We start from the raw sequence: 25,680 nt of genomic DNA, 5'->3' as shown, positions 1-25,680 counted from the left end.
GACTAATAATGCCTCTCGAGTAAAACCGCTTCCAAACGATCGCTAATGCGGCTGGGGACTTGTCGTTTGACCTCGTGTACTGCTTCACCAATCGCGTTGACGACTGCAGACACATCAGCACTTCCATGACTTTTAATGACAATGCCGCGCAATCCTAACAAACTTGCGCCGTTATACTGGTCGGGGTTCAAGGTTTTTAATTCAGTAAATAGCTCAGAAAACAGCATTCTGGCTATCCAACCCTTTATTGTTGAAGCCATCATGCGCGTTTTTAGCTTATCAATAAAGAGCTGAGCCGTACCTTCGCACGTTTTTAAGCAGACATTGCCCACAAAACCATCACATACGACGACATCAGCAGCATCTTGAAGTAATTGATTACCTTCAATATAGCCTATGAAGTTCACAGACTGGGTATTAGACAACATTTCAGCGCATCGTTTTACAAGGTCATTGCCTTTAATTTCTTCTGCACCGATATTCAAGATAGCGACACGTGGTGCGCGACCTAAATGTTGTTCTGCTAATGCACTGCCCATGACAGCAAACTGAAAGAGTGAATCTGCGTCACTAGAAACGTTCGCCCCTAAATCAAGCATCCATGTGCGATTTCCGGATGCAGTAGGCAAAGCTGAAACCAATGCAGGCCTATCAATACCGGGAAGAAGCTTGAGTCTGAAACGGGATAAAGCCATCAGTGCGCCAGTGTTACCACCACTCACACAAGCATCAGCCTGTGATTCGGCAACCAGATCGATAGCGGCACGCATAGAGCTACCCTGACTATTACGTAAGGCTAGTGAAGGTTTTTCAGAATTGGAAATGACTCGATCACAATGCTGGATACTCAAACGAGAATCAGGCATTCGACCTAATGAAGATAATTGAGATGTGATCGCGTTTCGATCACCTATTAGAATGACTTTTAGCTCTGGGAAATACGACAGTGCCTGCACGGCGGCAGGCACTGTTACACGAGGACCGAAGTCCCCGCCCATTGCATCAAGCGCAACGGTTAGATTTTGCAAAGGTCAACCTTACTTGTTGATAACCTTTTTGCCGCGGTAGAAACCTTCGGCAGTCACGTTGTGACGTAGGTGAGTTTCACCTGAAGTTGCGTCCACAGAAAGTGCAGCTGTAGTTAGCGCATCGTGTGAACGACGCATGCCACGCATTGAACGTGATTTCTTGCTCTTTTGTACGGCCATTGACCCTACTCCTATGTAAATTCTTAAAGAAGCAATTACTTCTTTAAGCTTTTTAAAACATCAAATGGATTCGGCTTTTTGTCTTCCTCAATTTCTTCAGGAAGTTCACCAAACACCAAGTTATTTGAGTTAACGCTACATTTCGCATCGTCGTGCATTGCTATTTGTGGCAATCCAAGGATGAACTCGTCTTCAACTAATTGAATCAGGTCTAACTCACCGTACTCGTTCAGATCTACCAAATCGTACTCTTCCGGTGCTTCCTCTTCACTTTTCTCACTGTAAACAGGAGTATAAGTAAATTGGACATCGCACTCATGTGCGAAAACCTCATTACAACGTTGACACTCTAAATCGACTTCGACGTTAGCTTTACCAGAGATAACGACTAATCGTTGTTCATCAAGCCCAAATGACATTGAGACTTGCGCGTCACGTTTTACGCCTTCAGTTGCTTCAGTTAAACGCTTCAAAAGACTGACCTGAATGATACCATCCATATCGAGTCGTTTTTGAGCCGTTCTTGCCGGATCAACTGTACGCGGTATTTTTTCCTTTTGCATAGGGCGCGAATCTTATCTTCCAAATCGTGTTTAGTCAAAGGAAATGGCAAAAAAAATGTACTTTCCTGCCTTTCCTATTCAGAGCATTATGAATAGCAGGACAAGTTACGTTATCCTGAGATAAATGCTTCCTTGAATTGTAAATTAAAATGAGAAATTACCAACTAGTTTTAGCCTCTACATCACCATTTAGGCAAGAGATCCTCAAAAAACTACAGTTAAGCTTCATTACAGCCAAGCCAGACTGCGATGAAACGCCGCTTCCAGAAGAGACACCACAACAGTTGGTGATGCGCCTTGCTGAGACCAAAGCTAAGTCTTGTGTTGTGGAGCAACCTAGCTTAGTCATCGGTTCTGATCAGGTTTGTGTGATTGATGGAGAGATCATAGGTAAGCCTCACACTCGAGAAAAAGCGATCGAGCAGTTATCTCGTCAAAGCGGCAAGAGCATTACTTTTTATACTGGGCTTTCGGTTTGGAACAACGAGACCAATGAAGCTGACACGCGTCTCGACACCTTTGTTGTGCATTTCCGCGATTTAACTAAACAACAGATCATGAGTTATGTCGAGAAAGAACAACCTTATTACTGCGCGGGCAGTTTTATGTGTGAAGGGTTAGGCATCGCGTTGTTTAAACAGATGGAAGGTAAAGATCCAAATACTTTGATCGGCTTACCGCTGATCGATCTAGTCGATATGTTAGAAGCGCAAGGAATGGGTGTACTATAACGGATACGCTCTCTTTGTTAGAGATTCCCTACTCCTTCCTTCGTCAGTCTAGGGAATGGCGGAACACGCAATTTTATCTAACCAACTAATGATATAGAGCGTGATTTTAAAAAGTCGTCATCCTCAAGGGCGAGGAACGAGCGACTTGGGGATCTTCTACAACAGATGAAAACAAAAAAGGTTGACGATATTCGTCAACCTTTCTCATTTATGGATACTGAAGAACAAATTTAGAGGCACTCTATACCTTCGTATCTCGTATCTTCTTAAAGCTTACGTAAACCAGTTAGGGCTTTCTCTAGCCTTCTTTCCATTGGCGCCGAGATATCCATCTTCTCTTCACTACCTGGGTGTGTGAACTTGATGTTTGCTGCATGTAGGAACAGACGATCAAGACCAACCTTACCCGTGTAAGCATCAAAACGACGATCACCGTAGCGATCATCCCAAGCAATTGGGTGACCAGTATACTGAGCGTGCACACGAATTTGGTGTGTTCGGCCTGTAATTGGGCTTGCTTGAATCAACGTCGCCTCTTGGAATTTTTCTAAAACCTTAAAACGGGTTTCAGAAGCTTTACCATTCGGGTTAACTCGAACAATGCTGTTCACTTCATTTTTCAACAAAGGTGCGTTGACGACTTTGCAGCTGTTCTTCCATTCGCCCATAACTAAAGCGAAGTAGTATTTTTGAACCGTTTTTTCACGGAACTGTGCTTGAAGGTGTCTTAGCGCCGAGCGCTTCTTAGCAACAAGCAAAATGCCAGACGTATCTCTATCGATACGGTGCACTAATTCAAGAAAACGAGCATCAGGGCGAAGAGCACGTAATGCTTCAATCGCGCCAAATTTTAATCCGCTACCACCATGAACAGCAGTGCCAGACGGTTTGTTAAGAATTAGCATGTGATCATCTTCATAAATGATGCACTGTTCTAATTCTGAAACCTTGTTGAGTTTCGTGCTCGGCACGTTCTCTTCTGTTTTCTCTTCAATAGTAACCGGAGGGATACGAACTAAATCGCCAGCTTTTAGTTTGTACTCAGCCTTGATGCGTTTTTTATTTACGCGGACTTCGCCTTTACGCACGATTCGGTAAATCATGCTTTTCGGGATGTTTTTTAATTGGTTGCGTAAGAAGTTATCAATACGCTGACCAGCCATATCTTCGTCAATGTCGACGAATTGGACTTGGGTTCTAATTTCGCTCATTGCGCTATTGTATCACTGTCACTTTTGATAATTGAGATTTTCTTAGCCCTATTCCGAACTTATTTATCCCTAATCCTTACCGATCTATCCCAAAATGGTCATTGAAGTTCTATATTTCTTTGATTCTTCGAACAAAAAAGCATCAAGATTCCTGCAAATTAAAATATCAATTGATAAATTATTTATAGACAGTGAGTTAGAGCTATCAAAACCCAAACAAAAACTGTTTTTTTTACAGCATTCCGACAAAGCAGATTGCTGTGTTTACCGACCGCTGCTATAGTTCACAGCTGCTATCAATGGTTTGACTATTATTTAAACAGCTAACCATTCATAAGCAAGTAAATGAGTAGATAACTCAGATTAGACAGTGCTGCAATCGGCGTAAGACACGGTCAACTGAGTTCCTTATCGCTCTACTCACGTACACTCATGTTGAGTATTCACCGCCACATCGCGGATCATAGGCTAAATCCCTATGATGACTGACGTGCCCCAGAGCATCCCTCTCCAGCCGGGAGGCTGCACCGATAAAGCCATGGGATCTGGCACCATGAGAAACGAAATAAAGCGATAAGAACAATGATGAAAATAAGAAAAGACAATGAGAATTTCTAAATGAAAAGAATGTTAATTAACGCAACTCAAAAAGAAGAGTTGCGTGTCGCTTTGGTTGATGGCCAACGACTGTTCGATCTAGATATCGAAAGTCCAGGTCACGAGTCAAAGAAAGCGAATATCTACAAAGGACGTATTACCCGTATTGAACCAAGCCTAGAAGCGGCATTCGTTGATTACGGCGCAGAACGTCACGGTTTCCTCCCTCTTAAAGAAATTGCCCGCGAATACTTCCCTGAAGGTTATACATACCAAGGCCGTCCTAGCATTAAAGAAGTGCTAAAAGAAGGTCAAGAAGTAATCGTACAAGTAGAGAAAGAAGAACGTGGTAGCAAAGGTGCTGCACTGACAACTTTCATCTCTTTGGCTGGTAGTTACTTAGTTCTTATGCCTAATAACCCTCGTGCTGGCGGTATTTCTCGTCGTATCGAAGGTGATGAACGCACTCAACTGAAAGCAGCATTAAGCACTCTTGAGCTTCCTCAAGGTATGGGCTTAATCGTGCGTACAGCGGGTGTTGGCAAAAGCGCAGAAGAGCTAGAGTGGGACCTGAATGTTCTATTGAACCATTGGGGCGCTATCAAGCAAGCTTCTGATTCAAATGCAGCTCCTTTCCTAATTCACCAAGAGAGTAACGTTATTGTTCGCGCAATTCGTGACTACCTACGTCGTGATATTGGCGAGATTCTAATCGACAGCAATACTATTTTTGAACGTGCACAAGCGCACATTCAATTAATACGCCCAGATTTCATGAATCGCGTTAAGAAATACGATGGTGAAGTGCCACTATTCAGCCATTACCAGATTGAAAGCCAGATCGAATCTGCTTTCCAACGTGAAGTTCGTCTTCCATCTGGTGGTTCTATCGTAATCGACCCAACAGAAGCACTGACTTCTATCGATATCAACTCTGCTCGTGCAACAAAGGGCGGCGATATTGAAGAAACAGCACTTAACACTAACCTAGAAGCTGCCGATGAAATTGCACGTCAATTACGTCTACGTGACCTAGGTGGTCTTGTTGTAATCGACTTTATCGATATGACCCCGGTTCGCCACCAACGCGAAGTAGAAAGCCGTCTACGTGATGCCGTTCGTTTAGATCGCGCACGTGTTCAGATTGGTCGTATTTCTCGCTTTGGTCTTCTAGAGATGTCTCGTCAACGTTTGAGCCCATCACTAGCAGAAGCAAGCCACCACATTTGTCCTCGTTGTACAGGTACTGGTGTTGTTCGTGATAACGAATCTCTAGCACTTTCTGTTCTACGTTTGATTGAAGAAGAAGCTCTAAAAGACAACACAGCACAAGTACTTGCTGTTGTGCCTGTTCCAATCGCTTCTTACCTTCTGAACGAAAAACGTCGCTCAGTAAACCACATCGAGAAGAACCAAGAAGTTAAGATCACTGTTGTTCCTAACTCAGACATGGAAACGCCGCATTTTGAGGTTATCCGTGTTCGTGAAGGTGAAGAGTTCGATCTACTATCTTACTTGCTGCCTAACAAGCTAGAAGCTCTAAAAGAAGCGGAAAGCAAAGAGCCTGCTGAACAGACTATTCGTCCTAAGAAGATCGAAGAACCTGCTCTGAAAGGCTTCGCAGCTCCTGCTCAATCAGCACCAACTCCTGCTCCAGCACCTAAAGCTGTAGAAGAGAAGAAAGCTGAACCAGCAGCGACTCAAGAACCAGGCCTAATTGGTCGTTTCTTCAAAGCTATCGGTAGCTTCTTATTTGGCTCTTCAACTCAAGAAGAGAAAAAAGAAGAAGAGAAGAAAGAAGAAGAAAAACCTAAAAACAATCGTAACAACGGCAACCGTCAACGCCGTGATCGTAACGATAACCGTCGTCGTAACCAACGTGGTGAGCGTGGCGAACAGCGTAACGACCGTGGTGAACGTGGTGACAATCGTAACGAAAACCGTGACAACAAACGCCGCCGTAAGCCAGCTCGTGATGAGAAGCCTGAAGAGCAAAAAGAAGCAGCTCCACAGCAAACTCGTCAGCCTCGCAAGCCTAAGCAAGACCGTCGCAACAAGCCACGTGATGAGCAGAAGCAACGCGAAGAGCAAGCACCATCTAAATTAGCAGAAGAAGGTCTACAGCTAGCAGCAGAAGCACAAGCTGGTAAACCGGAAGCGCCTAAGGCTAAACCTGAAGCGAAAGCAGCTAAGATTAAAGAGCGTCGTCAGCGTCGTAAACTGAACAAGCAAGTTCGTGTTAAAGACCAACAAGCTCAAGTTGAAGATAACGCTTCAAAAGAGCAGGTTGCTGCTAAAGAACTATCTGTTTCAAAAGAACAGTCAGTAGCTCAAGAGCAAAAAGTTGCGGAACAAGTAGAAGCAACTCAAGCGAATGCAGAGCAAACTGAACAGGAAGAGCCGAAACAACGTCGTAACCGTCGTTCTCCACGTCACCTACGTGCAAGTGGTCAACGTCGTCGTCGCGGTCGTGATCGTCGCCCTAACCCATTCCGCCTACGTAAAGGTGGTGTAGCTTCTCCAGAGATGGCTATGGGTAAAGTGATGCCTCGCTTCATTCCAAAACCTCACCACAAGCAGGCAAAGCCTGAAGTGGCTGAAGTTCAAGTAGCAGCTGAAGCTCAAACATCTGTTCAAGAGCAGAATGTTGCTCTAGAGACGGCACCACAAAGCAACGTAGCAATGACTGGCGGCTTCGCATGTCCAGAGCTTGCAATGGGTAAAGTTATCATCCGTCGTGAAGATGCTGCTGTTGAAGCTCAAGTAGCTGAGACTCCTGCTGTAGTTGAAGCTCCTGCAGTCGTTGAAGAAGCACCAGTGGTTGTTGAAACCGCGAAAGTTGAAGCTCCAGTGATTGCAGAAGCGACGAAAGTTGAAGCGCCTGTTGTAGCAGAAGCTGTGCAAGCAGAAGCAACACCAGTTGTTGAAGCTGAAGCGCCTAAAGCTGAAAGTGCAAAAGTTGAAGAAGCACCTGTTGTTAAAGCAGAAGCTCCTAAAGCGGCACCAAAGGCAGCTGTTGCTAAGAAGCAAGCCGGTTCACCAATGACTAAAGCTCCTGGTCCTCAAGAGATCAAAGAGATTGAAGTGATTGCAGCTCCGTTCCGCACTGAACGTTTTGTATCGAAAGGTGCAGGCAGTCAGGCAGCGTCGAACAAAGCTGGCGCGGCGATGACTAAGCCAAACTACTAGTGATTACTGATAGGTAATCGCGAGTAAATAGAATCAAAGGCTGCTTATTAAAGCAGCCTTTTTCATATCTACTAATCGAATAAAAATTAACAGATATATTACTCAAAGTTAGGTTCAACCTTGAACTTAATCACATTTTTGGGTAGCATTCGCGCACTTATCTTTTCGACACTTCGCTATTGCCGCTCTTTTCCATCACTGTTTGGCTACGCAATACACCCGTGTCGGTAAATCCATCTTAAGCATAGCTGAGCAAACATGTTCGAATTCCCACAATTTTCAAAGCACTCTGTAAAGAATGACGTGCTTTCAGGTCTTACAGTAGCCCTGGCTCTGGTACCTGAAGCTGTAGCATTCGCCTTTGTTGCTGGCGTTGACCCAATGGTTGGTCTTTATGCAGCATTCATCGTAGGTTTAATCACTTCTGTCTTTGGCGGCCGTCCAGGTATGATTTCTGGCGCAACCGGCGCAATGGCCGTTGTAATGGTGAGCCTAGTGGCAACCCATGGTGTTCAATACCTATTCGCAGCCGTTATGCTGGCTGGCCTTCTGCAAATTGCAGCAGGTGTATTTAAACTAGGTAAATTTATCCGTATCGTTCCACACCCAGTAATGATTGGTTTCGTGAACGGTTTGGCCATTGTTATCTTCCTAGCTCAACTTGGTCAATTTAAAGCGCCAGACGTAACAGGTGCATTAACTTGGCTACCAAGCGGTCAAATGACACTCATGCTGGGTTTAGTAGCCCTTACAATGGCTATCATCCACTTCCTACCTAAGCTAACAACAGCGGTACCATCTTCACTGGTTGCTATTGTTACAGTAACGGCTTTGGTTGTCGGTCTTGACCTTGAAACTCGCACTGTTGTCGACTTCCTACGTACAATGTCTGGTGACGAAGCTGCAACGCTAGCGGGTTCTCTACCAACGTTCTCTATTCCTGCTGTTCCGTTTTCTTTTGAGACACTACAGATCATCCTACCGTACGCAATTATCCTTGCGGCTATCGGCCTGATTGAATCTCTGCTGACACTGACAGTACTAGACGAAATGACAAACACTCGTGGTCAATCTAACCGTGAATGTGTTGGTCAAGGTATGGCTAACGTAACGTGTTCTGTATTCGGTGCGATGGGTGGTTGTGCGATGATCGGTCAATCGATGATCAACGTAAACTCAGGTGGTCGTGGTCGTCTTTCAGGTATCGTCGCCGCAGTTGCACTACTGATGTTCATCCTGTTCGGTTCTGCACTGATTGAAATGATTCCTCTAGCAGCACTTGTGGGCGTAATGTTCATGGTTGTTATCGGCACATTTGAATGGGCAACCTTCAAGCTTGCGCGTCGCGTTCCTAAACAAGACTTCTTCGTTATCGTTCTTGTTACCGTAGTAACAGTACTGACTGATCTTGCTGTGGCAGTAGGTGTTGGTGTTGTCGCTTCTGCGCTAATGTTTGCTTGGCAACATGCTAAACACATCTACGCAGATACATCAGTAAACGCTGAAGGCTCAAAAGAGTACAAAGTTAACGGCCCAATCTTCTTTGGTTCAACGGCTAACTTCCTAGAGTTGTTTGACGCATACAACGATCCACAAGATGTAATCGTTGATTTCGCAAACTCACGCGTGACTGACCACTCTGCAATTGAAGCGATCGACACGATTGCTGACCGTTACGCGGCGCTAGGTAAAACACTTCACCTTCGCCACCTAAGCCAAGACTGTGTTGCTATGCTGCACAAAGCAGGTAGCTTAGTTGAAGCGAACGTTGCAGAAGACCCAATCTACAAAGTAATGTCTAAGTAATCTTAGCTGTAGCTTTAAGTTAGATTTAGAGAGGCCGACATTCAATGTCGGCCTTTTTTATACCTATCGGTCAGCCCTTACGCTGATAACAAAACGACGTACATTGTTCCTACACTACATCGAACGCAGTATCGCTTCGCTAGACTCTTCGATTAAATCCAACACCAATTCAAAACCATTTCCCTCACCATAATACGGATCGGGGATCTCTTGATATTGTGACTCTCCAAAGCTTAAAAATAACGCAAGCTTGTATTGGAAGTGAGCTGGACACTGGCTCATTAAGTCGTCTAAATTGGCTCTATCTGCCGCGAGTATCAGGTCAAATTCTTCGAAGTCATTATCAACCACTTTACGAGAAGTAATCCCCTTAAAGCTGTAGCCTCGCTTCTCTCCTGCAGATTTGGATCGCGAGTCTGGCGGGTTGCCTTGATGAAAACCAATCGTCCCCGCAGAGTCGACCACAACATCAATATCCAGCTGTTGCGCTTTCTTCCTTAGCACCGCTTCACCTGTTGGCGAGCGGCAAATATTCCCCATACAAACTACGAGTATCTTTTTCATCCCTAATCACCTGTTCTTCCGATGGTTTTTGCTATCGTTAAGTTAGGCTATGATAGACGCAATCACAACTTAAAAGGATTTGTTATGTCGACTGAAGACAACAAAGAACAACGCCACAAAGCAAGACAACAGAAAGTAAAAGAACAAGTCGATGCACGTGTCGCTGCAGCACAAGAAGTAAAAGGCCTATTGCTGGTCATCACGGGTAACGGTAAAGGTAAATCAACATCCGGTTTTGGTACGATTACACGTGCAGTTGGTCATGGTAAGAAATGCGCCGTTGCTCAGTTTGTTAAAGGTACCTGGGATAACGGCGAAAAAAACGTTCTGCAAAAGCTTGATGTCGAGTTCCAAGTCATGGGCACAGGCTTTACTTGGGAAACTCAGAACAAAGCGCAAGATATTGAAGCTGCGCAGCGTGTATGGAAAGAGTGCCAACGCATGCTGGCTGATGAGTCGATCGATGTGATTCTGTTTGATGAACTGACTTACATGGTTAGCTACGGTTACATCGAACTCGATGAAGTGGTTGAGGCGTTGAATAACCGCCCGAAGATGCAGTCTGTCATCATTACAGGTCGTGGCGCGCACCGTACTCTTACTGAGATAGCAGATACAGTATCTGAAGTTCGCAATGTGAAACACGCTTTTGAATCTGGTGTTAAAGCGCTACAAGGCGTTGACTGGTAATCACCTTCAACCAGAGATCCCCGACTCGGTCATTCTTCCCTCTCGAGGATGACGACCACTAGGCCGTTACGCTCTTGAACAAAGGACGACGGCCTATCGTCATTCCCTAGAGCGAGGGACGAGTGTCATAGGGAATCTCTCTTGAGTATTATCGAGCCAAAAATAAAAAGCGCCATTCCTACAACAGGAGTGGCGCTTTGTTCATTTTTAAATGAGATGAAGACTAGTTAAACAAACCTTTTAGTAGACCGTTTACTGCGTCTCTTGTTTTCTCATCTTTGATCTTGTCACCGTACTTTTCGTCTAACTTTTCTAAACCACGATCAATTTCTTTCTGTGCTTTCTGTTTCAATACATCATCAAAAACAAGTGCAAATTTCGGGGCTGCCCACTGACCTGTTACCTTAATTGGGATAGTCACATCTTTCAGGTCGTCGATGCTCTTACCGCCCTGACCTTCAAGTGAACCCACAATTGATGTACGCACAAGGAAGTCGACCGTTTCATTGATGAAGTTTGCTTTACCTTGACCTGTCACACGTAACAGTGGCGACTGTGCTGATAAGTCGTTAGTTGAAACCCAACCTTTATCCACTTTCAGCGTCGCTTTCATTGCACTGAAGTCCGTTTTTTGAGCTTCATTTGTGCTTTCAACTTTCTCGCCCTTGATCTTAGCGTAGTTTTCTCGAATCAGTTGAGCTACGTTGATGCCGTTAACTGCACCATCTTCAAAGTTAATCACGATAGTACCGACTAGGTTCTTCTTGATACCCGTCGGAGTCAGACTCTTACCTTTCACGTTGACATCAATATTACCGGTACCTTCCAGCATATCGTTATCTGCAACATCAACCAGTAACGGCTGTACTTTCACGCCTTTGATTTTCTTCTTAGCCGTGTAAGTCGCCGGTGTTTTACGAGCGTCTAACTTTGCAGTAGCAGAAATAGAACCTTGGTAAAGATTCGAGGTGAATGAGGTTAGCTCTGCGATACCACGGTTAACCGAAAATGCGGTTTTAACATTCTGCATCTTCGCGTTGTTCGCCTTGAACTTATCAATCGTGATGTCACCTTTCACGTCTAACGTTTTCAGAGCCGACAGATCAGGTTCCACTTCTTTAGCTGGATCTGAACTACCAGAACTTGACGTTGAACCACCAGCAGAACCAGAAGGCGCTGTGCTCGCTGTTTCTGTTGTATTGCCTAAGCCTAAGAATTCATCTAAATCAATATTCAGGCTATGAAGAGAGAAACGAACCTTTGGTATTTCAGATAGGATTACGTCTGCTTTACCGTCTAATGCAATAGCGTTAGCTTGTAGCTTCTCTAACACAAAGCTCAGGTGGCTCTTGTTAAGATCGAAGCTTAAGTCAGACAGCATGTCGACTTTCATTGGAGACTGAGGAAGCGTGTCGCCTTTGAATGTTGAGTCTAACGTTAACTTGTTCAGCGTTACTTTTGAAATCGCGCTATCAACAGTAAGTTCACCGCCACCTTTAAGATCAAGGTCAAGGCCAGCTGCATTACCGATTACAGCGTAAGTCAGTTGGTTTACCTTATCGAACTCAAACGTATTCAAGCCAATTTTTGCTGACTCAATCGACGTCGCTGGATCATTGAACTTAGCGTTTAAGTCGATATTACGAAGTGCGTAACTTGCAAAGCCTTCAGCTAATTTGAATTCTGCACTGCCTTGTGCAGAGAACTTCTGTTGATTGTTCTCACCAGAAGCCGCAAATGTCGCGGTTGTCCATGTATCAACGGCAAACTCAGAAAGATTCAAAGACACATCGTATAGCTTAGTGAATGAACCCGCTTGCTTGTCGTCCATTTCAAACAATGCGTTTGATACAGTTACGCCTGCAAGGTTGATCGTCCAACCCGATGCGTCTGTGGTAGTTTGCTCTTGAGGGGCAAGCGCTGATTCAGAACTTGTGCCTGCTGCAGGCTCAGATTCTTGAGGCGCTGACGCTTGCGTTAGTGTATCAATGTTCTTGCGTCCATCTTTAAGCGTTTCTAAATAGAATTCTGCACCATCTAGAGTAATGTTGCCGATCTCTAGTTGGTTGCTAAATAGCGGAGTAACCGAAACGTCAACGCCAACGGTATCAACCTTAAATAGGTTAGGTTGCGTAAAACCTTCAGGGTTGCGTAATTCAGTTTGACCAAGTTCAAAGCCAATGGATGGGAAGAATTGCCAGCTGATATCACCCTCGATCACTAGCTCTAGGCCTGTGTGTTTTTGGGCTTGTTCGACAATTAATGGCTTAAATTGGTTGGGATTCACTAACAGCACTAGTGCCAGAATTGCTGCAACGACAACAAACACTGGTACAGCTATGAAAATGAGTAGTTTCTTCATCCGCATATTCCTTGCTTAGATTCCAAAAGAAAGTGGCACTATAAAAGTGCCACTGATTCGGTAAAAAATAAAGCTAAGTGAGTCACTTAGGCAAAATTTTATTCGATTAAGACTTCAACAACTTCGCAATGTGCGCTTTTAGCACATCAATCGCAATACGATTTTTACCACCACGAGGAACGATGATGTCTGCATGTTGTTTTGAAGGCTCGATAAACTGCATGAACATTGGACGTACTGTTTCTTGGTATTGCTTAAGTACAGTGTCCATTGTACGACCACGCTCTTCTACATCACGCTTAACACGGCGTAATAGACAGATGTCTAATGGTGTATCCATAAACACACTTGCGTGCATTAGTTTACGAAGACGCGGGTCTGTTAGAAGCAGAATACCCTCTAAAATGATCACTTTCTTTGGAGTAAGTGTAGTCGTTTCAGAAGTACGTGTGTGCTCTGTGTAGCTGTATTCAGGAACTTCTACGGCGTTGCCACTCATTAGCTGCTGTAGATGTTCACATAAAAGATCATGATCTAGTGCATTTGGGTGATCGTAGTTAGTTTTAACACGCTCTTCCATACTCAAGTGGCTTTGGTCGCTGTAATAGCAATCTTCCGTGATAACACCAATTTGATGGTCGCCTACTTTTTCGCGCAATTCATTATAAATTGTACTAGCAATCAGACTTTTTCCTGAAGCTGAAGCGCCAGCGATACCTACGATGACACATTGATTATTATCAGACATTAATTTTGCACCCGATATGGTTTGGTGGTGGGAAGAGATAAACCGCCTGATTATAGGGGCTAAAGCACATAGATTCTAGTCGCCATTTTAGCTAATTGCAGTCAAATTGATGATATCAATGCATTTAATGAATGCAATCGTTTGCTTTCAAATAACTTGCCTACAACTATTTGCACAAGCCCAATGGATATTGACTTAAATCCACCGCTGTTTATCTAATCCAAACTATATTTAAACGACTTTGTGATTAACTTGCGCTATTCAACCATAGATTCGTTATTCAACCATAGAGAAGTTAATCGCTTCTGGTCTCGCCTTGCCGGTCCAGAACATCTTCGCAGCCACATTCTCTGCAAGCTCTAAGTAGTGACGTGTATGTTCACTATCTGGACGACGAATCACCGTCGGGCAACCTGCATCGATATCTTCTCGCACATCAATATGAAGAGGGATCTGTGCCAAAATATCGAGGTAAAACTCTTCTGACATAGCTTCGGCACCACCAACACCAAAGATATGCTCTTTCTCACCACAGTGACTACAAATATGATAGCTCATGTTTTCAACTAAGCCTGCGACTGGCACACTCACCTTATCAAACATCGCTACGCCTTTACGTGCATCCGCTAGCGCCAAATCTTGAGGAGTGGTCACCACTACAGCCCCGGTCACTGGGATCTGTTGCGATAACGTCAGCTGAATATCGCCCGTGCCCGGTGGCATATCAATAACTAGATAATCCAACTCTGGCCATACGGTTTCGTTAACAAGCTGACCTAAAGCCTTGGCCGCCATTGGACCGCGCCAAATCGCAGCGTCATCTTTCGACACAAGATAACCGATAGAGTGAGTGAAAATACCGTGCGCTTCGATTGGCATCATCCACTTGTTATTCTGGACTTCTGGTTTCGCATCTAATTGGCCAAGCATCATAGGTACAGAAGGACCATAGATATCCGCATCCAACAAACCCACTTTTGAACCAGACTTAGATAAAGCCAAAGCAAGGTTGACTGAAGTGGTCGATTTACCCACCCCACCCTTTGCAGATGTCACGGCGATGATGTTCTTCACCCCCTTCAATGGTGTCGCAACCGTGGTTTCTAACGCAGACGGCTTCACCTTCACTTCAAACTGAAAAGCGCTAACAAGCTGTTGTTCAATCTGAGAGTGAATCCACTGTTCCAATTCAACCGCAAGCTGATTAGCGGCAAAAGGTAAGGTGATAACAAATGATCCACGCGGATCAACCGATACAATATTTTGGTGTAGCGCCCACTCTGGGATGAGGATTGGTGACTCGAACTCATTCAACCATGAACAGAAATCTTGCTTAGAAGTAAAGTTACGCATTGGGACTCCTTTTTTTATTTATGCTATCACCCACGAGATGAAGACTGAACCCCTAAAAAACTAGGGGAATCCTTAGTCTGATACCTTGGCGTATCACACGTTATAAAGTAGTATTACCTCTCAAATTTATACCTATCAAAAAAGCGAATTATTAAGTATGGCAACTGATCCAAGACAACTTTTGGTAACTTGTGCGCTTCCGTACGCTAACGGCTCTATTCACCTTGGCCATATGCTTGAGCATATCCAAGCTGATATCTGGGTTCGATACCAGCGTCTACGTGGCAACACTGTAAACTTCATCTGTGCTGACGATGCTCACGGCACGCCAATTATGCTTAAAGCTCAACAGATGGGTATCACGCCAGAAGAGATGATCGCTGCTGTTAGTGAAGAGCACCAAAAAGACTTCGCTGGCTTTGATATCAGCTTTGATAACTACCACAGCACACACAGCGAAGAGAACCGTGAACTGGCTTCTCACATCTACTTAGAACTTAAAAAGAACGGCTTCATTTCTAGCCGCACTATTTCTCAGCTTTTCGATCCTGAGAAAGAGATGTTCCTACCAGACCGCTTCGTAAAAGGTACTTGCCCTAAGTGTAAGTCAGAAGACCAGTATGGTGATAACTGTGATAACTGTGGTGAGACATACAGCCCAACTGAGCTAATTAACCCTAAATCAGCGGTTTCTGGCGCAACTCCAGTAATGAAAGACTCTGAGCACTTCTTCTTCGACCTACCTCAGTTCGAAAGCATGCTTAAAGAGTGGACTCGTTCTGGCTCTCTACAGAATGAAACTGCAAACAAAATGCAGGAATGGTTTGAGTCTGGTCTGCAACAGTGGGATATCTCACGTGATGCACCTTACTTCGGCTTTGAAATCCCAGGCGAAAAAGACAAGTTCTTCTACGTATGGCTAGACGCACCTGTTGGCTACATGGCTTCTTTCAAGAACCTATGTGACAAACGTGACGATCTAAACTTCGATGAATACTGGAAGAAAGACAGCACAACTGAGCTTTACCACTTCATCGGTAAAGACATTGTTTACTTCCACAGCCTATTCTGGCCAGCAATGCTAGACGGCGCAGGTTTCCGTAAGCCAAACAACGTATTCGTACACGGCTACGTAACAGTGAACGGTGCGAAGATGTCTAAGTCGAAAGGCACATTCATCAAAGCAAGCACGTACCTAAACCACCTAGACCCTGAGTGTCTACGTTACTACTACGCTGCGAAACTAAACAGCCGCATCGATGACTTAGATCTTAACCTTGAAGACTTCACTCAACGTGTAAACGCTGACGTAGTAAACAAGATTGTTAACCTAGCTTCTCGTAACGCTGGCTTCATTACTAAGCGTTTTGAAGGCAAGCTAGCTGCTGAATTTGCAGAGCCTGAGCTATACAACGAATTCGTTGCTGCTGCTGAGCGTATCGGTGAGCTATACGAAACTCGTGAATTCAGCCGTGCTATCCGTGAAATCACTGCACTAGCGGATAAAGCTAACCAGTACATCGACGAAAAAGCACCTTGGGTTCTTGCAAAAGAAGAAGGCAAAGAAGCTGAGCTTCAACAAGTTTCTTCTGTAGGTATTAACCTATTCCGCGTACTGATGGCTTACCTGAAACCAGTGATGCCAGAGCTTGCAGCTCGCACTGAAGCTTTCCTAAACGAAGAGCTAACGTGGGAAGCGATTGCTACTCCGCTAACTGATCACGAGATCACTAAGTTCAAAGCGCTATTCAACCGCATTGACCCTAAGAAAGTGGAAGCAATGGTTGAGTCTTCTAAAGAAGATGCAGCCGCTGAAGCAGCAGCGAAAGAAAAAGCAGAAGCTGAAAAAGAGCAAGCAAGCCAAACTGAGCTAGACAAAGAGCCAATCGCAGACGAGATTGAGTTCGATGCCTTTGCAGCAGTAGACATGCGTATCGCTCGTATCATCTCTTGTGAAGAAGTACCAAAAGCGAACAAACTACTGAAGTTCCAACTAGACATCGGTGGTGAGACTCGCCAAGTATTCTCTGGTATCAAATCAGCATACAAACCTGAAGAGCTAGAAGGCAAGCTAACTGTAATGGTAGCAAACCTAAAACCTCGTAAGATGAAGTTTGGTATGTCTGAAGGCATGATCCTAGCAGCGGGCCCTGGCGGCAGCGACCTATGGATCCTTGAGCCACACGAAGGTGCTCAACCTGGTATGCGTGTAATGTAATTCTGACTCCAGTCAGATAACAAGCACCCATCACTAAATCCCTAATGCATTTTTGACTTGAAAGAGTTAATCAGCATTGGGGATTTTTTATATCTACCGAAAATTAGCGTTCTCTGTTAGAGTCGCCGTCAACTATGCTATGTAGAGTAGAAATTGGTTCGTCGACAAAAATAGGCTAAACCAACACCTCTTTACTCTAAAACCCTTTTTAGGAATCCCCAGTGACTAACAACGAAATCTTGCGTCGTATTCAACACGCACTAAACCTTAAAAATGCACAAATCATCAAAGCTATCGAACAAGCTGATGTGACTGTTGCTCATGACCAAGTGATTAACTGGCTAAAAGATGACAACGACAAGTCATGCTCTAAGATGAAAGATAAAGAGTTGGCGGTATTCCTAAATGGTTTCATCAACCTTAAGCGTGGCAAAAAAGAAGGCGAGCAACCTAAACCTGAAGTTGCACTGACGAACAACATGATCTTCATGAAGCTTCGTATCGCATTAAACATGAAAGCAGAAGATGTTTTGGACGTACTAGAAGTGGTTGGCATTAGCTTGAGCAAGTACGAAATCGGCGCTTACTTCCGCAAGCCAGAAAACAAAAACTACAAAGTGTGTGAAGACCAACTACTTTGCGATTTTCTAAACGGTGTGCAATTTACCAACCGTCCAGACTCAGAAGAGTTTGCGGGTTAAGTTACTACTCCTAGATAAATTTTAAGTTGCTACACATAGATAAATTACTCGTCATAGGTAAGTAACTGACCCACTGATAATTTTCTAGTAACGACAGATAAATAAAAAGCGGCGAGATAATTGAATTATCTCGCCGCTTTTTCGTTTTCTTTACGTCACTGACTAAACAGGAACAACAATAGTAAACCTATGCCTTAGCTGTCGTCTTCAGTGAAGTTCGTCGGCAATGTCGTTTTCATTTCATTCCAAACTTGTGCACTTGCGATACCGTAGTTACGAATCACTAATGGCAAAGTTTCGCGCTCGCCACTTTCACAGATAATGAACAACTCTTTATAAAAGTCCATCGCTAAACGTCGTGCTTCTGGGTTAGAGAAGTAGTAGCTACCGATACGGTCATAAAGTTTACGCACACCGTTAAAGATCAGGCCGTAAATCTGGTTGCCTGAGTGGAATGCCAAACGTTGGAAAAGCATGTAATCATAGAAGTTGAAAGTCTTCGCGATTAAGATCGTCTGACGTTTCGCTTCATCTTTTTCTGAATCTTCTTTTACCGCTTGTTTGATCTTGTCAGCGTATGGCGACGATTCTAGGAACTCATCCCAAGTTGGTGCCGCAAGTAGCGCTTCACAAGATTCAATCACGTTACTGATAGTACGCTCTGAAGCTTCTTTGTTTGCTTTGAATGCATAACGCATAAAGATCGGGCTGATATTAGTACGAGCAGCAAGCAGGTCTTCTACCATTTTGCTTGCGTTATCAACGTCCAACGTCATTAGCGTATCAAGGATATGAAGACCTGAGGTTTCCATAAACTGGTTAACTTTAGTTGGTTTGCCATGTTGGATTGTCAACCAACCATCACGAGCAAGACGTTGTAGTACTTCACGAAGCGTAGTACGTGTAACACCAATCAGCTCAGAAAGCTCACGCTCTGCGGGCAAGATAGAACCTGGAGGGAAACGGCCATTCCAAATACTTTCAATGATATACTTCTCTGCAAATCCTGCCGGGCTCTTCGCCTTAATGACCATCTACACTTCAATCCAATTTAATTATTCTGTTCTAATTTACTCATCATACCACTAGTTCACACCTAGCGGAAACACCCTCAAAAATTTTACTCCCCCTAAACACCGTTAGAGTTATAACTCTAAAGTTCAGCACACGTTTGCACCTCAGGTTTGTAAAGCAAGCGACTCTAAACCACCATTTAAACAAACTGTTAACACAACAATTTTTCTTTAAAATCAATGGGATTGGTCATATTTTTAAAGCTATTAATTTGCAATATTAAGTTGTAATAATCATATATAAGCCGTCGTTATTCTGTAATTTTCAATCATTTCGCTGAAATATTGATTCTAGTCGGTTTTTATCACATTTTAAGTGGTATGCTTGCGCTACTTTGATCGCGTTTCTCAACAAAAAAGAGGTATTTTTAGGGCTACAGGGCTTTTCCTGTTGACTAAATGTTATCTAAGAGTAAAGTTGCGCTCAAAAATAAGCAGTGCTTGAGTTTCTAAGGGAGTGACTTGGCAAGACCACAGAACATTACATGGAATGTAGTTTTTCTAAGTCACTGTTAGTCATAGTTTTTAACAATTTCTATAGCTCGATTCTCAAAATGTTGTATTGCTTGTCTATTCATAATCAACATAAAAGAGTATTAACATGCCGATGTCTCTCGGAAACGCTTTTATCAAGAACTTCCTTGGTAAAGCTCCTGATTGGTATAAACTTGCCATCATTTCCTTTTTAATCATCAACCCGTTTGTTTTCTTCCTAGTTGACCCATTTGTTGCGGGCTGGCTGTTGGTGGTTGAGTTTATTTTCACTCTAGCTATGGCTCTAAAGTGCTACCCTCTTCAACCGGGTGGCTTATTGGCAATTCAAGCCGTCGCCATTGGCATGACCAAACCAGAAATGGTTTATCACGAGCTACAAGCAAACCTTCCAGTATTACTCTTACTTGTATTCATGGTTGCTGGTATCTACTTCATGAAAGAACTACTTCTGTTCATTTTCACGAAGATCTTGCTTGGCATCCAATCTAAAATTTTACTCTCCGTTGCCTTCTGTGTTGCTGCCGCTTTCTTATCAGCATTCCTAGATGCACTAACAGTAATCGCCGTAGTTATTAGCGTTGCGGTCGGCTTCTACTCTATCTACCACAAAGTTGCATCGGGCAAAGGCACAACATCTGCGCACGATCATACTCATGATGAAGAGATCTCTGAGCTAACTCGTGATGACCTAGAAAACTACCGTGCTTTCCTACGCTCACTACTTATGCACGCCGGTGTTGGTACTGCACTGGGTGGCGTAATGACCATGGTAGGTGAACCACAAAACTTAGTAATTGCTAAGCAAGCGGGTTGGGAGTTCGGTGAATTTATCATCCGTATGCTGCCAGTAACACTGCCTGTTTTCTTCTGCGGTATTCTAACTTGCGCACTTGTCGAAAAATTCAAAGTGTTTGGTTACGGTGCAGAACTGCCAACGAATGTTCGCCAAATCTTAGTTGAGTTTGACAACAAAGAACGTGCAAACCGTACAAAGCAAGACGTAGCAAAACTATGGGTTCAGAGTGCAATCGCAGTTTGGCTGATTGTTGGCCTTGCGCTTCACGTCGCTGAAGTAGGTTTGATTGGCCTTTCAGTGATCATCTTGGCAACGGCATTTACTGGCGTTATCGAAGAGCACTCAATGGGTAAAGCCTTTGAAGAAGCACTGCCATTTACCGCACTTCTTGCCGTCTTTTTCGCGGTTGTTGCTGTAATCATCGACCAAGCTCTATTTAAGCCAGTAATCGATGCTGTACTTCACGTTGAAGATAAAGGCGCACAGCTCGCACTCTTCTATGTTGCCAACGGTATCTTGTCGATGGTTTCAGATAACGTATTCGTAGGTACGGTTTACATCAACGAAGTGAAAACTGCACTGGTTGAAGGCATTATCACTCGTGACCAGTTTGACCTACTTGCTGTTGCTATCAACACTGGTACTAACCTACCTTCTGTTGCTACACCAAATGGCCAAGCTGCATTCCTATTCCTATTAACATCAGCACTTGCTCCGTTAATTCGATTGTCTTACGGTCGCATGGTTATCATGGCGCTGCCATACACCATCGTATTGGCACTGGTTGGCCTAGCAAGCATTGTGTTCATCGTAGAGCCAATGACAGCATGGTTCTACGATGCTGGTTGGATCATTCAACGCACTGGTGAAGTCGTCGCTCCAGTTATCTCTGGTGGTCACTAAGCTAAACACTGTGTCGCAAACCACAATAAGTGTATCGAGGGCGTGTTGACCTTTCGAGCTGATTTTTGCAGCGAGTTGCTGGGTATTTATACAAGGCAGAGGCTTTGATGTGTAGCTAGCCTACATGAGAAGCCGATAACGTAGTAGAAATGACCAGCAAACGCTGCCCGAAGGGTTCGGCTAAAAGCGTTTTACTCTTTGTTGAGGGGGATTTGCTTAGAATGACTAGGCTACTTCCCCCTCGCCGCGATTAAAACGCTTTTATCTCGAACAAAATTTAATCGCGAAAGGTCAACACGCCCTAGCTAATCAAAAATATTAGTTGATTAGGAAACTTATCCAAGATAAAAAGCTCTGAGTAATCAGGGCTTTTTTATTTTATAGACGGGATTAAATTCGTGAACTTTTTTGCAATGCTTAAAGACTTCTCTAAGGGACGTTTATCTTGGCTTTTACTGCTGGCTTTTATTGTCTTTTTTGAGGCATGCGCTCTCTTCTTCCAACACGTGATGATGCTTGGCCCTTGCGTAATGTGTATCTATGAGCGCGTTGCTATGCTCGCTATCGGTGTTGCCGCCATGATTGGTGCGATTGCCCCGAATAACCCAATATCACGCTGGTTAGGCCTTGCTAGCTGGGGATTTGGCGCATACAAAGGTTTGATGCTTGCTTTAGAGCACGTCGATTACCAGTTCAATCCGTCCCCTTTCGCAACCTGCGACTTATTCGTAACCTTCCCTAGCTGGGCGCCTTTAAACCAATGGGCTCCGTGGATGTTTGAGGCTTACGGCGATTGCAGCAAGGTTGTGTGGCAGTTCTTCGATCTTTCTATGCCTCAGTGGCTAGTAATTATCTTTGCAGGTAACTTGGTTGCTTTCGGTTTTGTGGTTATTTCTCAATTCGTTAAATCAAAGAATGACTAACAATTAACTCATCATGTCCAGAAACGAAAAAGTCGACCCAAAGGTCGACTTTTTTATTACTTAAACTTTTTTATCACTTAAGAAAGTCTGTTACTCACTCAAGCTAAGTTGCTCAACAAGCCGTGACTAGCTGTTTTTACCGCAGCATTGTTTAAACTTCTTGCCGCTTTCACAAGGGCAAAGGTCGTTTCGACCAATGTCTTTAAACGGGTTCACGCTCTGGGACTTATTGCCCAACATAGCTTCATCCGCTGCCATTGCCACTTCTGAGATCATCAGATCGACTTGACCCACTAAATCGGCAAGCGATGGTGGGTTAGTAAGCCCTGCAGCGATCATTTGTTGTTGAGTTTGCTCTTCATCAATCGCAAGCATCAAGGTGGTTAAGAGCGCTTGCAACATGCGCAGAGTACCATCCGCGACTGTCACGCTCTGCCACTGCTCTTCCACTGTTGGCCAAACCATCATGAAGCCTTCAGAAAAATCAGCGAACTGTTCGTTAAAGTCACCTTCAGCCAGTACGTCTGTTAATAGGTATTCATTACGCTGAATCAGGTTGTGCTGGCGATTAATCTGTTCTGTCACCGTTTTTACCAGCTCTTTACCCGCTTCAGGCGCAACGATAACCAGCCACTCTTCTGGATCGAGTGGTTTGGTAGCCAAGTTAGAGGCAAGGATTGCACCTTCCATAAACTGCGGAGTAATGTCTGTGATTGATTCTGGTAGGCTTAATAATTGATATGTCATGAAAGCTCTGGATATTGGGCATTTTCGATATTATAACGCCATCCTCCCCAAGATGTCGCTATTAAGAGACGAAACCAACATTAAGACAGGCAAACCACACTCATAGTGACAATCCTGTAAGCACACCGTACAATCACGCCTCGAATTTTTCGGTTCACTCAGTTTCGGTAAAGCAGCATGCGCGTAATACTTGGCCCTATGGAGGGCGTTCTAGACCACCTAATGCGTGAAATTCTCACAGAGATTAATGATTACGATCTCTGTGTGACAGAGTTTGTGCGCGTCGTGGATCAACTTCTTCCCCCGCATGTGTTCCACCGTATTTGCCCTGAGCTACATCAAGGCTCTCAGACCATGGCTGGTGTGCCAATCCATCTCCAGCTTTTAGGTCAACACCCAAATTGGATGGCCGAGAATGCTTTTCAAGCTGCTAGCTTAGGCGCTAAAGGGATTGACCTTAATTTTGGTTGCCCAGCAAAGGCGGTCAACAAAAGTAATGGTGGTGCGTCACTGCTAAAAGAACCAGAGCTCATCTATCAAGTGGTGAACGCCTGTCGAGAAGCAGTACCTGCACACATTCCTGTGTCCGCAAAGATTCGATTAGGTTGGGAGCATCCGGAAGAGTGCTTTGAAATCGTCGATGCCATCGAGCAAGCCAAAGCTGACGAACTCACCGTGCATGCAAGAACCAAAGTTGGCGGCTATAAAGCCAGCGAAATCAAATGGGACTTCATCAATCAAATAAGAGAAAAAACGTCTCTGCCGTTGATTGCTAATGGTGAGATCTGGAACTATCAAGATGGTCAAGATTGCATAGAAGCAACAGGCGTCGATTCATTGATGGTCTGCCGTGGTGCTTTCAATATTCCAAACCTTGGCAACGTCGTTAAGCACAACCACCAAAAAATGCCGTGGGATAAAGTCATTGAACTTTTGCTGCGCTATTCAGAGTTTCAAATCAAAGGGGACAAAGGCATGTACTACCCCAATAGAGTGAAGCAGTGGTTTGTTTATCTAAGTAAAGGCTACCCTGAAGCAAACGAACTGTTTAAAGAAATTCGTACTTTCAAGAAGGCGCCGCCGATTGTAGAACGCCTTCAGCGTTATCAAGAAGAACGCCGCCAACCTGTTTAAGATTAGTTTAGGGCTAAGCCCCTAACGATACAAACGTGTTTACGGGTGCAAATAAGCTTCGCTTGGTAGACACGTTGGCTCTTCCCTCTTTCATTTTCATACAAAGCATCGATTCAATAACGTGGTTAAAATTTAAGACGGTCTTTGCCCGTCGTCTTAGCCACGTACAGCTTTTCATCGGCGTACTTAAATATCTCATCGAAGTTAAGTTTACTTTGCTCAGTTTCAACAATGCAGACACCGCCAGACACCGTAAACCCATTTGGAATAATGTCGGCTGAAGTGGTACAAATCGCATTCTTCACGCGCTCTAATGTTCTCATCAGAGTTTCACAATCTTCGCCTTTCATGTAAACGACAAACTCTTCACCGCCAAACCGTGCTGCAACGTCACTGCTTCGAATACTGTTGCTGATCTGACGCGACATATAACGGATCACATCGTCACCCTTATCGTGGCCGTAGGTGTCGTTAATTGACTTGAAATCATCGATATCGAAGACGGTTAAAGCAAACAGTTGATCGTGCTCTACGCTGCGCCAGAACGCTTCTAAGCCACGACGATTCAATAACCCTGTCATAGGGTCTTTGGCTGCGAGATCTTTGAAGTAGCCACGTTCAATATTGGAATTAACGTAGAAAAAGATAGTTACAGAGAACAGATACACAATGATGGCAACAATAAGGCTGTCTTTCTCATAGACGAAAAAGTGCTCAACCTCTTTCGCGATGTCTAATTCGTAATACATCGCATGGTGAGACGAGACACCATCCAGTTTGATCTCGTGATAAAAAGCCGCAGAATCTACCGGAGTCGCTAAAGTGGTATCAATGATATCGATCCGACCTGCAAGGTGCTCATTCGAGTTTGCGAGCAGCTTGTCAGCATTAATATCCACCGACAGCATCCCTTGGTGAACACCTTTATGGAATACAGGGATCGTCATACTGATTATACGGTCAAGGGAATCAAAACGATAACCAGGACCTGAAAGGGTGAGTTGGTCAGGGTTGTTGGCTGTTTTCTGCCAATAAGGACGACTCTTTATGGTCGAGAGTAACTCTTTGCTCAGCCCTTTGGCAAAACCTTCAGGTGAAGAGATCACATAGCCGCTCGTATCAATAAAGTGCACGCCGGCATGGTATTCATCAAGCTGGGATAAAAATGAAAGAATAGGAGCTAACGCTATTTTTTCTGACGCGCTCTTATAACTATCACTGCTTTCAGAACAAAGAGACTCTTGACCAATTAGCATATAGTCGATATCGACAGAGGGAATGTCTGAGGTTTTACCGTCGGCAAGTAGCAATACATCAATAGGCCAGATTTGGCAAAGACCATCCACAACATGTTTGTTGTGATCAAGAAAGAGAGGGTTTCCTGATTTATAATAGTTGGAGAAGCTGTAGTCTAGGGCTGTTGCCACTTTTGTGGTTCTTTTGAACACATCTTCAATACGATGAAACTCACTACTGATATCTTTTTCTACCGCGTCAAAATGATTCTTTCCTATTAGGCCAAGTAACATCGCGGCGATCACAGCGGGAAACCCGAAAACAAAGGTTAGGCTAAAGTGCCTATTTACTTTCATATAATGTGCTCTTAGCGTTCAGCTATTTTCATTTTCCCCATTAATATTATTACATTAATCGGCAATTCGCTCGACG

General features: G+C 44.1%; 20 protein-coding genes. 9 read left to right on the top strand and 11 right to left on the bottom strand.

The window, feature by feature from the left end:
• Positions 1-2 precede the first annotated feature (2 nt).
• From plsX to yceD, 3 genes are read right to left on the bottom strand one after another with little or no spacing between them, the layout of a single operon-like run.
• Positions 3-1,028 (bottom strand): phosphate acyltransferase PlsX, encoded by a 1,026-nt coding sequence (gene plsX / locus A136_RS17310; protein ID WP_017062152.1) that lies wholly within the window; start codon positions 1,026-1,028, stop codon positions 3-5.
• A gap of 9 nt (positions 1,029-1,037) precedes the next feature.
• Positions 1,038-1,208 carry a 50S ribosomal protein L32 gene (gene rpmF, locus A136_RS17305; protein ID WP_004737376.1) on the bottom strand — a complete coding sequence of 57 codons (171 nt, stop codon included), beginning with the start codon at positions 1,206-1,208 and terminating at the stop codon, positions 1,038-1,040.
• A gap of 35 nt (positions 1,209-1,243) precedes the next feature.
• Complete coding sequence (gene yceD, locus A136_RS17300) at positions 1,244-1,771, bottom strand: 23S rRNA accumulation protein YceD (RefSeq protein WP_017062153.1); 528 nt, start codon at positions 1,769-1,771, stop codon at positions 1,244-1,246.
• Positions 1,772-1,920: 149 nt separating this feature from the next.
• On the opposite strand from yceD, the gene A136_RS17295 reads away from it, so the two are divergent.
• On the top strand, positions 1,921-2,502 hold the full coding sequence (locus A136_RS17295; RefSeq protein WP_017062154.1) for a Maf family protein: 582 nt from the start codon (positions 1,921-1,923) through the stop codon (positions 2,500-2,502).
• 266 nt (positions 2,503-2,768) lie between these two features.
• Here the strand turns inward: A136_RS17295 and rluC are convergent, their stop codons facing one another.
• A complete protein-coding gene (rluC, locus tag A136_RS17290; protein ID WP_017054981.1) occupies positions 2,769-3,713 on the bottom strand; it encodes a 23S rRNA pseudouridine(955/2504/2580) synthase RluC in 945 nt (314 codons plus the stop codon).
• A 618-nt stretch (positions 3,714-4,331) separates the two neighbouring features.
• Between rluC and rne the strand changes: the two genes are divergently transcribed.
• On the top strand, positions 4,332-7,499 hold the full coding sequence (rne, locus tag A136_RS17285; protein ID WP_017063478.1) for a ribonuclease E: 3,168 nt from the start codon (positions 4,332-4,334) through the stop codon (positions 7,497-7,499).
• A gap of 258 nt (positions 7,500-7,757) precedes the next feature.
• Positions 7,758-9,305 carry a SulP family inorganic anion transporter gene (locus A136_RS17280; protein WP_017063477.1) on the top strand — a complete coding sequence of 516 codons (1,548 nt, stop codon included), beginning with the start codon at positions 7,758-7,760 and terminating at the stop codon, positions 9,303-9,305.
• A 114-nt stretch (positions 9,306-9,419) separates the two neighbouring features.
• Here the strand turns inward: A136_RS17280 and A136_RS17275 are convergent, their stop codons facing one another.
• Entirely contained in the window at positions 9,420-9,869 is a 450-nt protein-coding gene (locus tag A136_RS17275) for a low molecular weight protein-tyrosine-phosphatase (RefSeq protein ID WP_029235137.1), read from the bottom strand.
• Positions 9,870-9,953: 84 nt separating this feature from the next.
• On the opposite strand from A136_RS17275, the gene cobO reads away from it, so the two are divergent.
• The gene (gene cobO, locus A136_RS17270) at positions 9,954-10,559 is read left to right on the top strand and encodes a cob(I)yrinic acid a,c-diamide adenosyltransferase (RefSeq protein ID WP_017062158.1); all 606 of its coding nucleotides are present in this window, start codon (positions 9,954-9,956) and stop codon (positions 10,557-10,559) included.
• 223 nt (positions 10,560-10,782) lie between these two features.
• Here the strand turns inward: cobO and A136_RS17265 are convergent, their stop codons facing one another.
• From A136_RS17265 to apbC, 3 genes are all read right to left on the bottom strand, one after another.
• Entirely contained in the window at positions 10,783-12,921 is a 2,139-nt protein-coding gene (locus A136_RS17265; protein WP_017063475.1) for an AsmA family protein, read from the bottom strand.
• 106 nt (positions 12,922-13,027) lie between these two features.
• Positions 13,028-13,669, bottom strand: coding sequence for a uridine kinase (gene udk / locus A136_RS17260; protein ID WP_004734002.1), 642 nt, complete (start codon positions 13,667-13,669; stop codon positions 13,028-13,030).
• A 276-nt stretch (positions 13,670-13,945) separates the two neighbouring features.
• On the bottom strand, positions 13,946-15,022 hold the full coding sequence (gene apbC, locus A136_RS17255) for an iron-sulfur cluster carrier protein ApbC (RefSeq protein ID WP_017063474.1): 1,077 nt from the start codon (positions 15,020-15,022) through the stop codon (positions 13,946-13,948).
• A gap of 157 nt (positions 15,023-15,179) precedes the next feature.
• On the opposite strand from apbC, the gene metG reads away from it, so the two are divergent.
• A complete protein-coding gene (gene metG / locus A136_RS17250; RefSeq protein ID WP_017062160.1) occupies positions 15,180-17,240 on the top strand; it encodes a methionine--tRNA ligase in 2,061 nt (686 codons plus the stop codon).
• Positions 17,241-17,461: 221 nt separating this feature from the next.
• Positions 17,462-17,941, top strand: a complete 480-nt coding sequence (locus A136_RS17245) for a DUF1456 family protein (protein ID WP_010437231.1) — start codon at positions 17,462-17,464, stop codon at positions 17,939-17,941.
• Between the two features lie 194 nt (positions 17,942-18,135).
• Here the strand turns inward: A136_RS17245 and fadR are convergent, their stop codons facing one another.
• Positions 18,136-18,975: a fatty acid metabolism transcriptional regulator FadR gene (gene fadR / locus A136_RS17240; protein ID WP_017062161.1), complete on the bottom strand. Its 840-nt coding sequence runs from the start codon at positions 18,973-18,975 to the stop codon at positions 18,136-18,138.
• 640 nt (positions 18,976-19,615) lie between these two features.
• On the opposite strand from fadR, the gene nhaB reads away from it, so the two are divergent.
• Positions 19,616-21,208: a Na(+)/H(+) antiporter NhaB gene (nhaB, locus tag A136_RS17235; protein WP_017063473.1), complete on the top strand. Its 1,593-nt coding sequence runs from the start codon at positions 19,616-19,618 to the stop codon at positions 21,206-21,208.
• A gap of 398 nt (positions 21,209-21,606) precedes the next feature.
• The gene (dsbB, locus tag A136_RS17230) at positions 21,607-22,131 is read left to right on the top strand and encodes a disulfide bond formation protein DsbB (protein ID WP_017063472.1); all 525 of its coding nucleotides are present in this window, start codon (positions 21,607-21,609) and stop codon (positions 22,129-22,131) included.
• A gap of 126 nt (positions 22,132-22,257) precedes the next feature.
• On the opposite strand, the gene A136_RS17225 is transcribed toward dsbB, so the two are convergent.
• Positions 22,258-22,878, bottom strand: coding sequence for a YecA family protein (locus tag A136_RS17225; protein ID WP_017063471.1), 621 nt, complete (start codon positions 22,876-22,878; stop codon positions 22,258-22,260).
• 177 nt (positions 22,879-23,055) lie between these two features.
• Between A136_RS17225 and dusC the strand changes: the two genes are divergently transcribed.
• Positions 23,056-24,012, top strand: coding sequence for a tRNA dihydrouridine(16) synthase DusC (gene dusC, locus A136_RS17220; protein ID WP_017069187.1), 957 nt, complete (start codon positions 23,056-23,058; stop codon positions 24,010-24,012).
• Positions 24,013-24,137: 125 nt separating this feature from the next.
• On the opposite strand, the gene A136_RS17215 is transcribed toward dusC, so the two are convergent.
• Positions 24,138-25,604, bottom strand: coding sequence for a GGDEF domain-containing protein (locus tag A136_RS17215; protein ID WP_017063470.1), 1,467 nt, complete (start codon positions 25,602-25,604; stop codon positions 24,138-24,140).
• Between the last annotated feature and the right edge of the window lie 76 nt (positions 25,605-25,680).

It is taken from the genome of Vibrio crassostreae 9ZC13, from assembly GCF_000272045.2.
GTDB lineage: Bacteria > Pseudomonadota > Gammaproteobacteria > Enterobacterales > Vibrionaceae > Vibrio > Vibrio crassostreae_C.
This window is presented reverse-complemented; position numbering and strand designations above follow the sequence as displayed.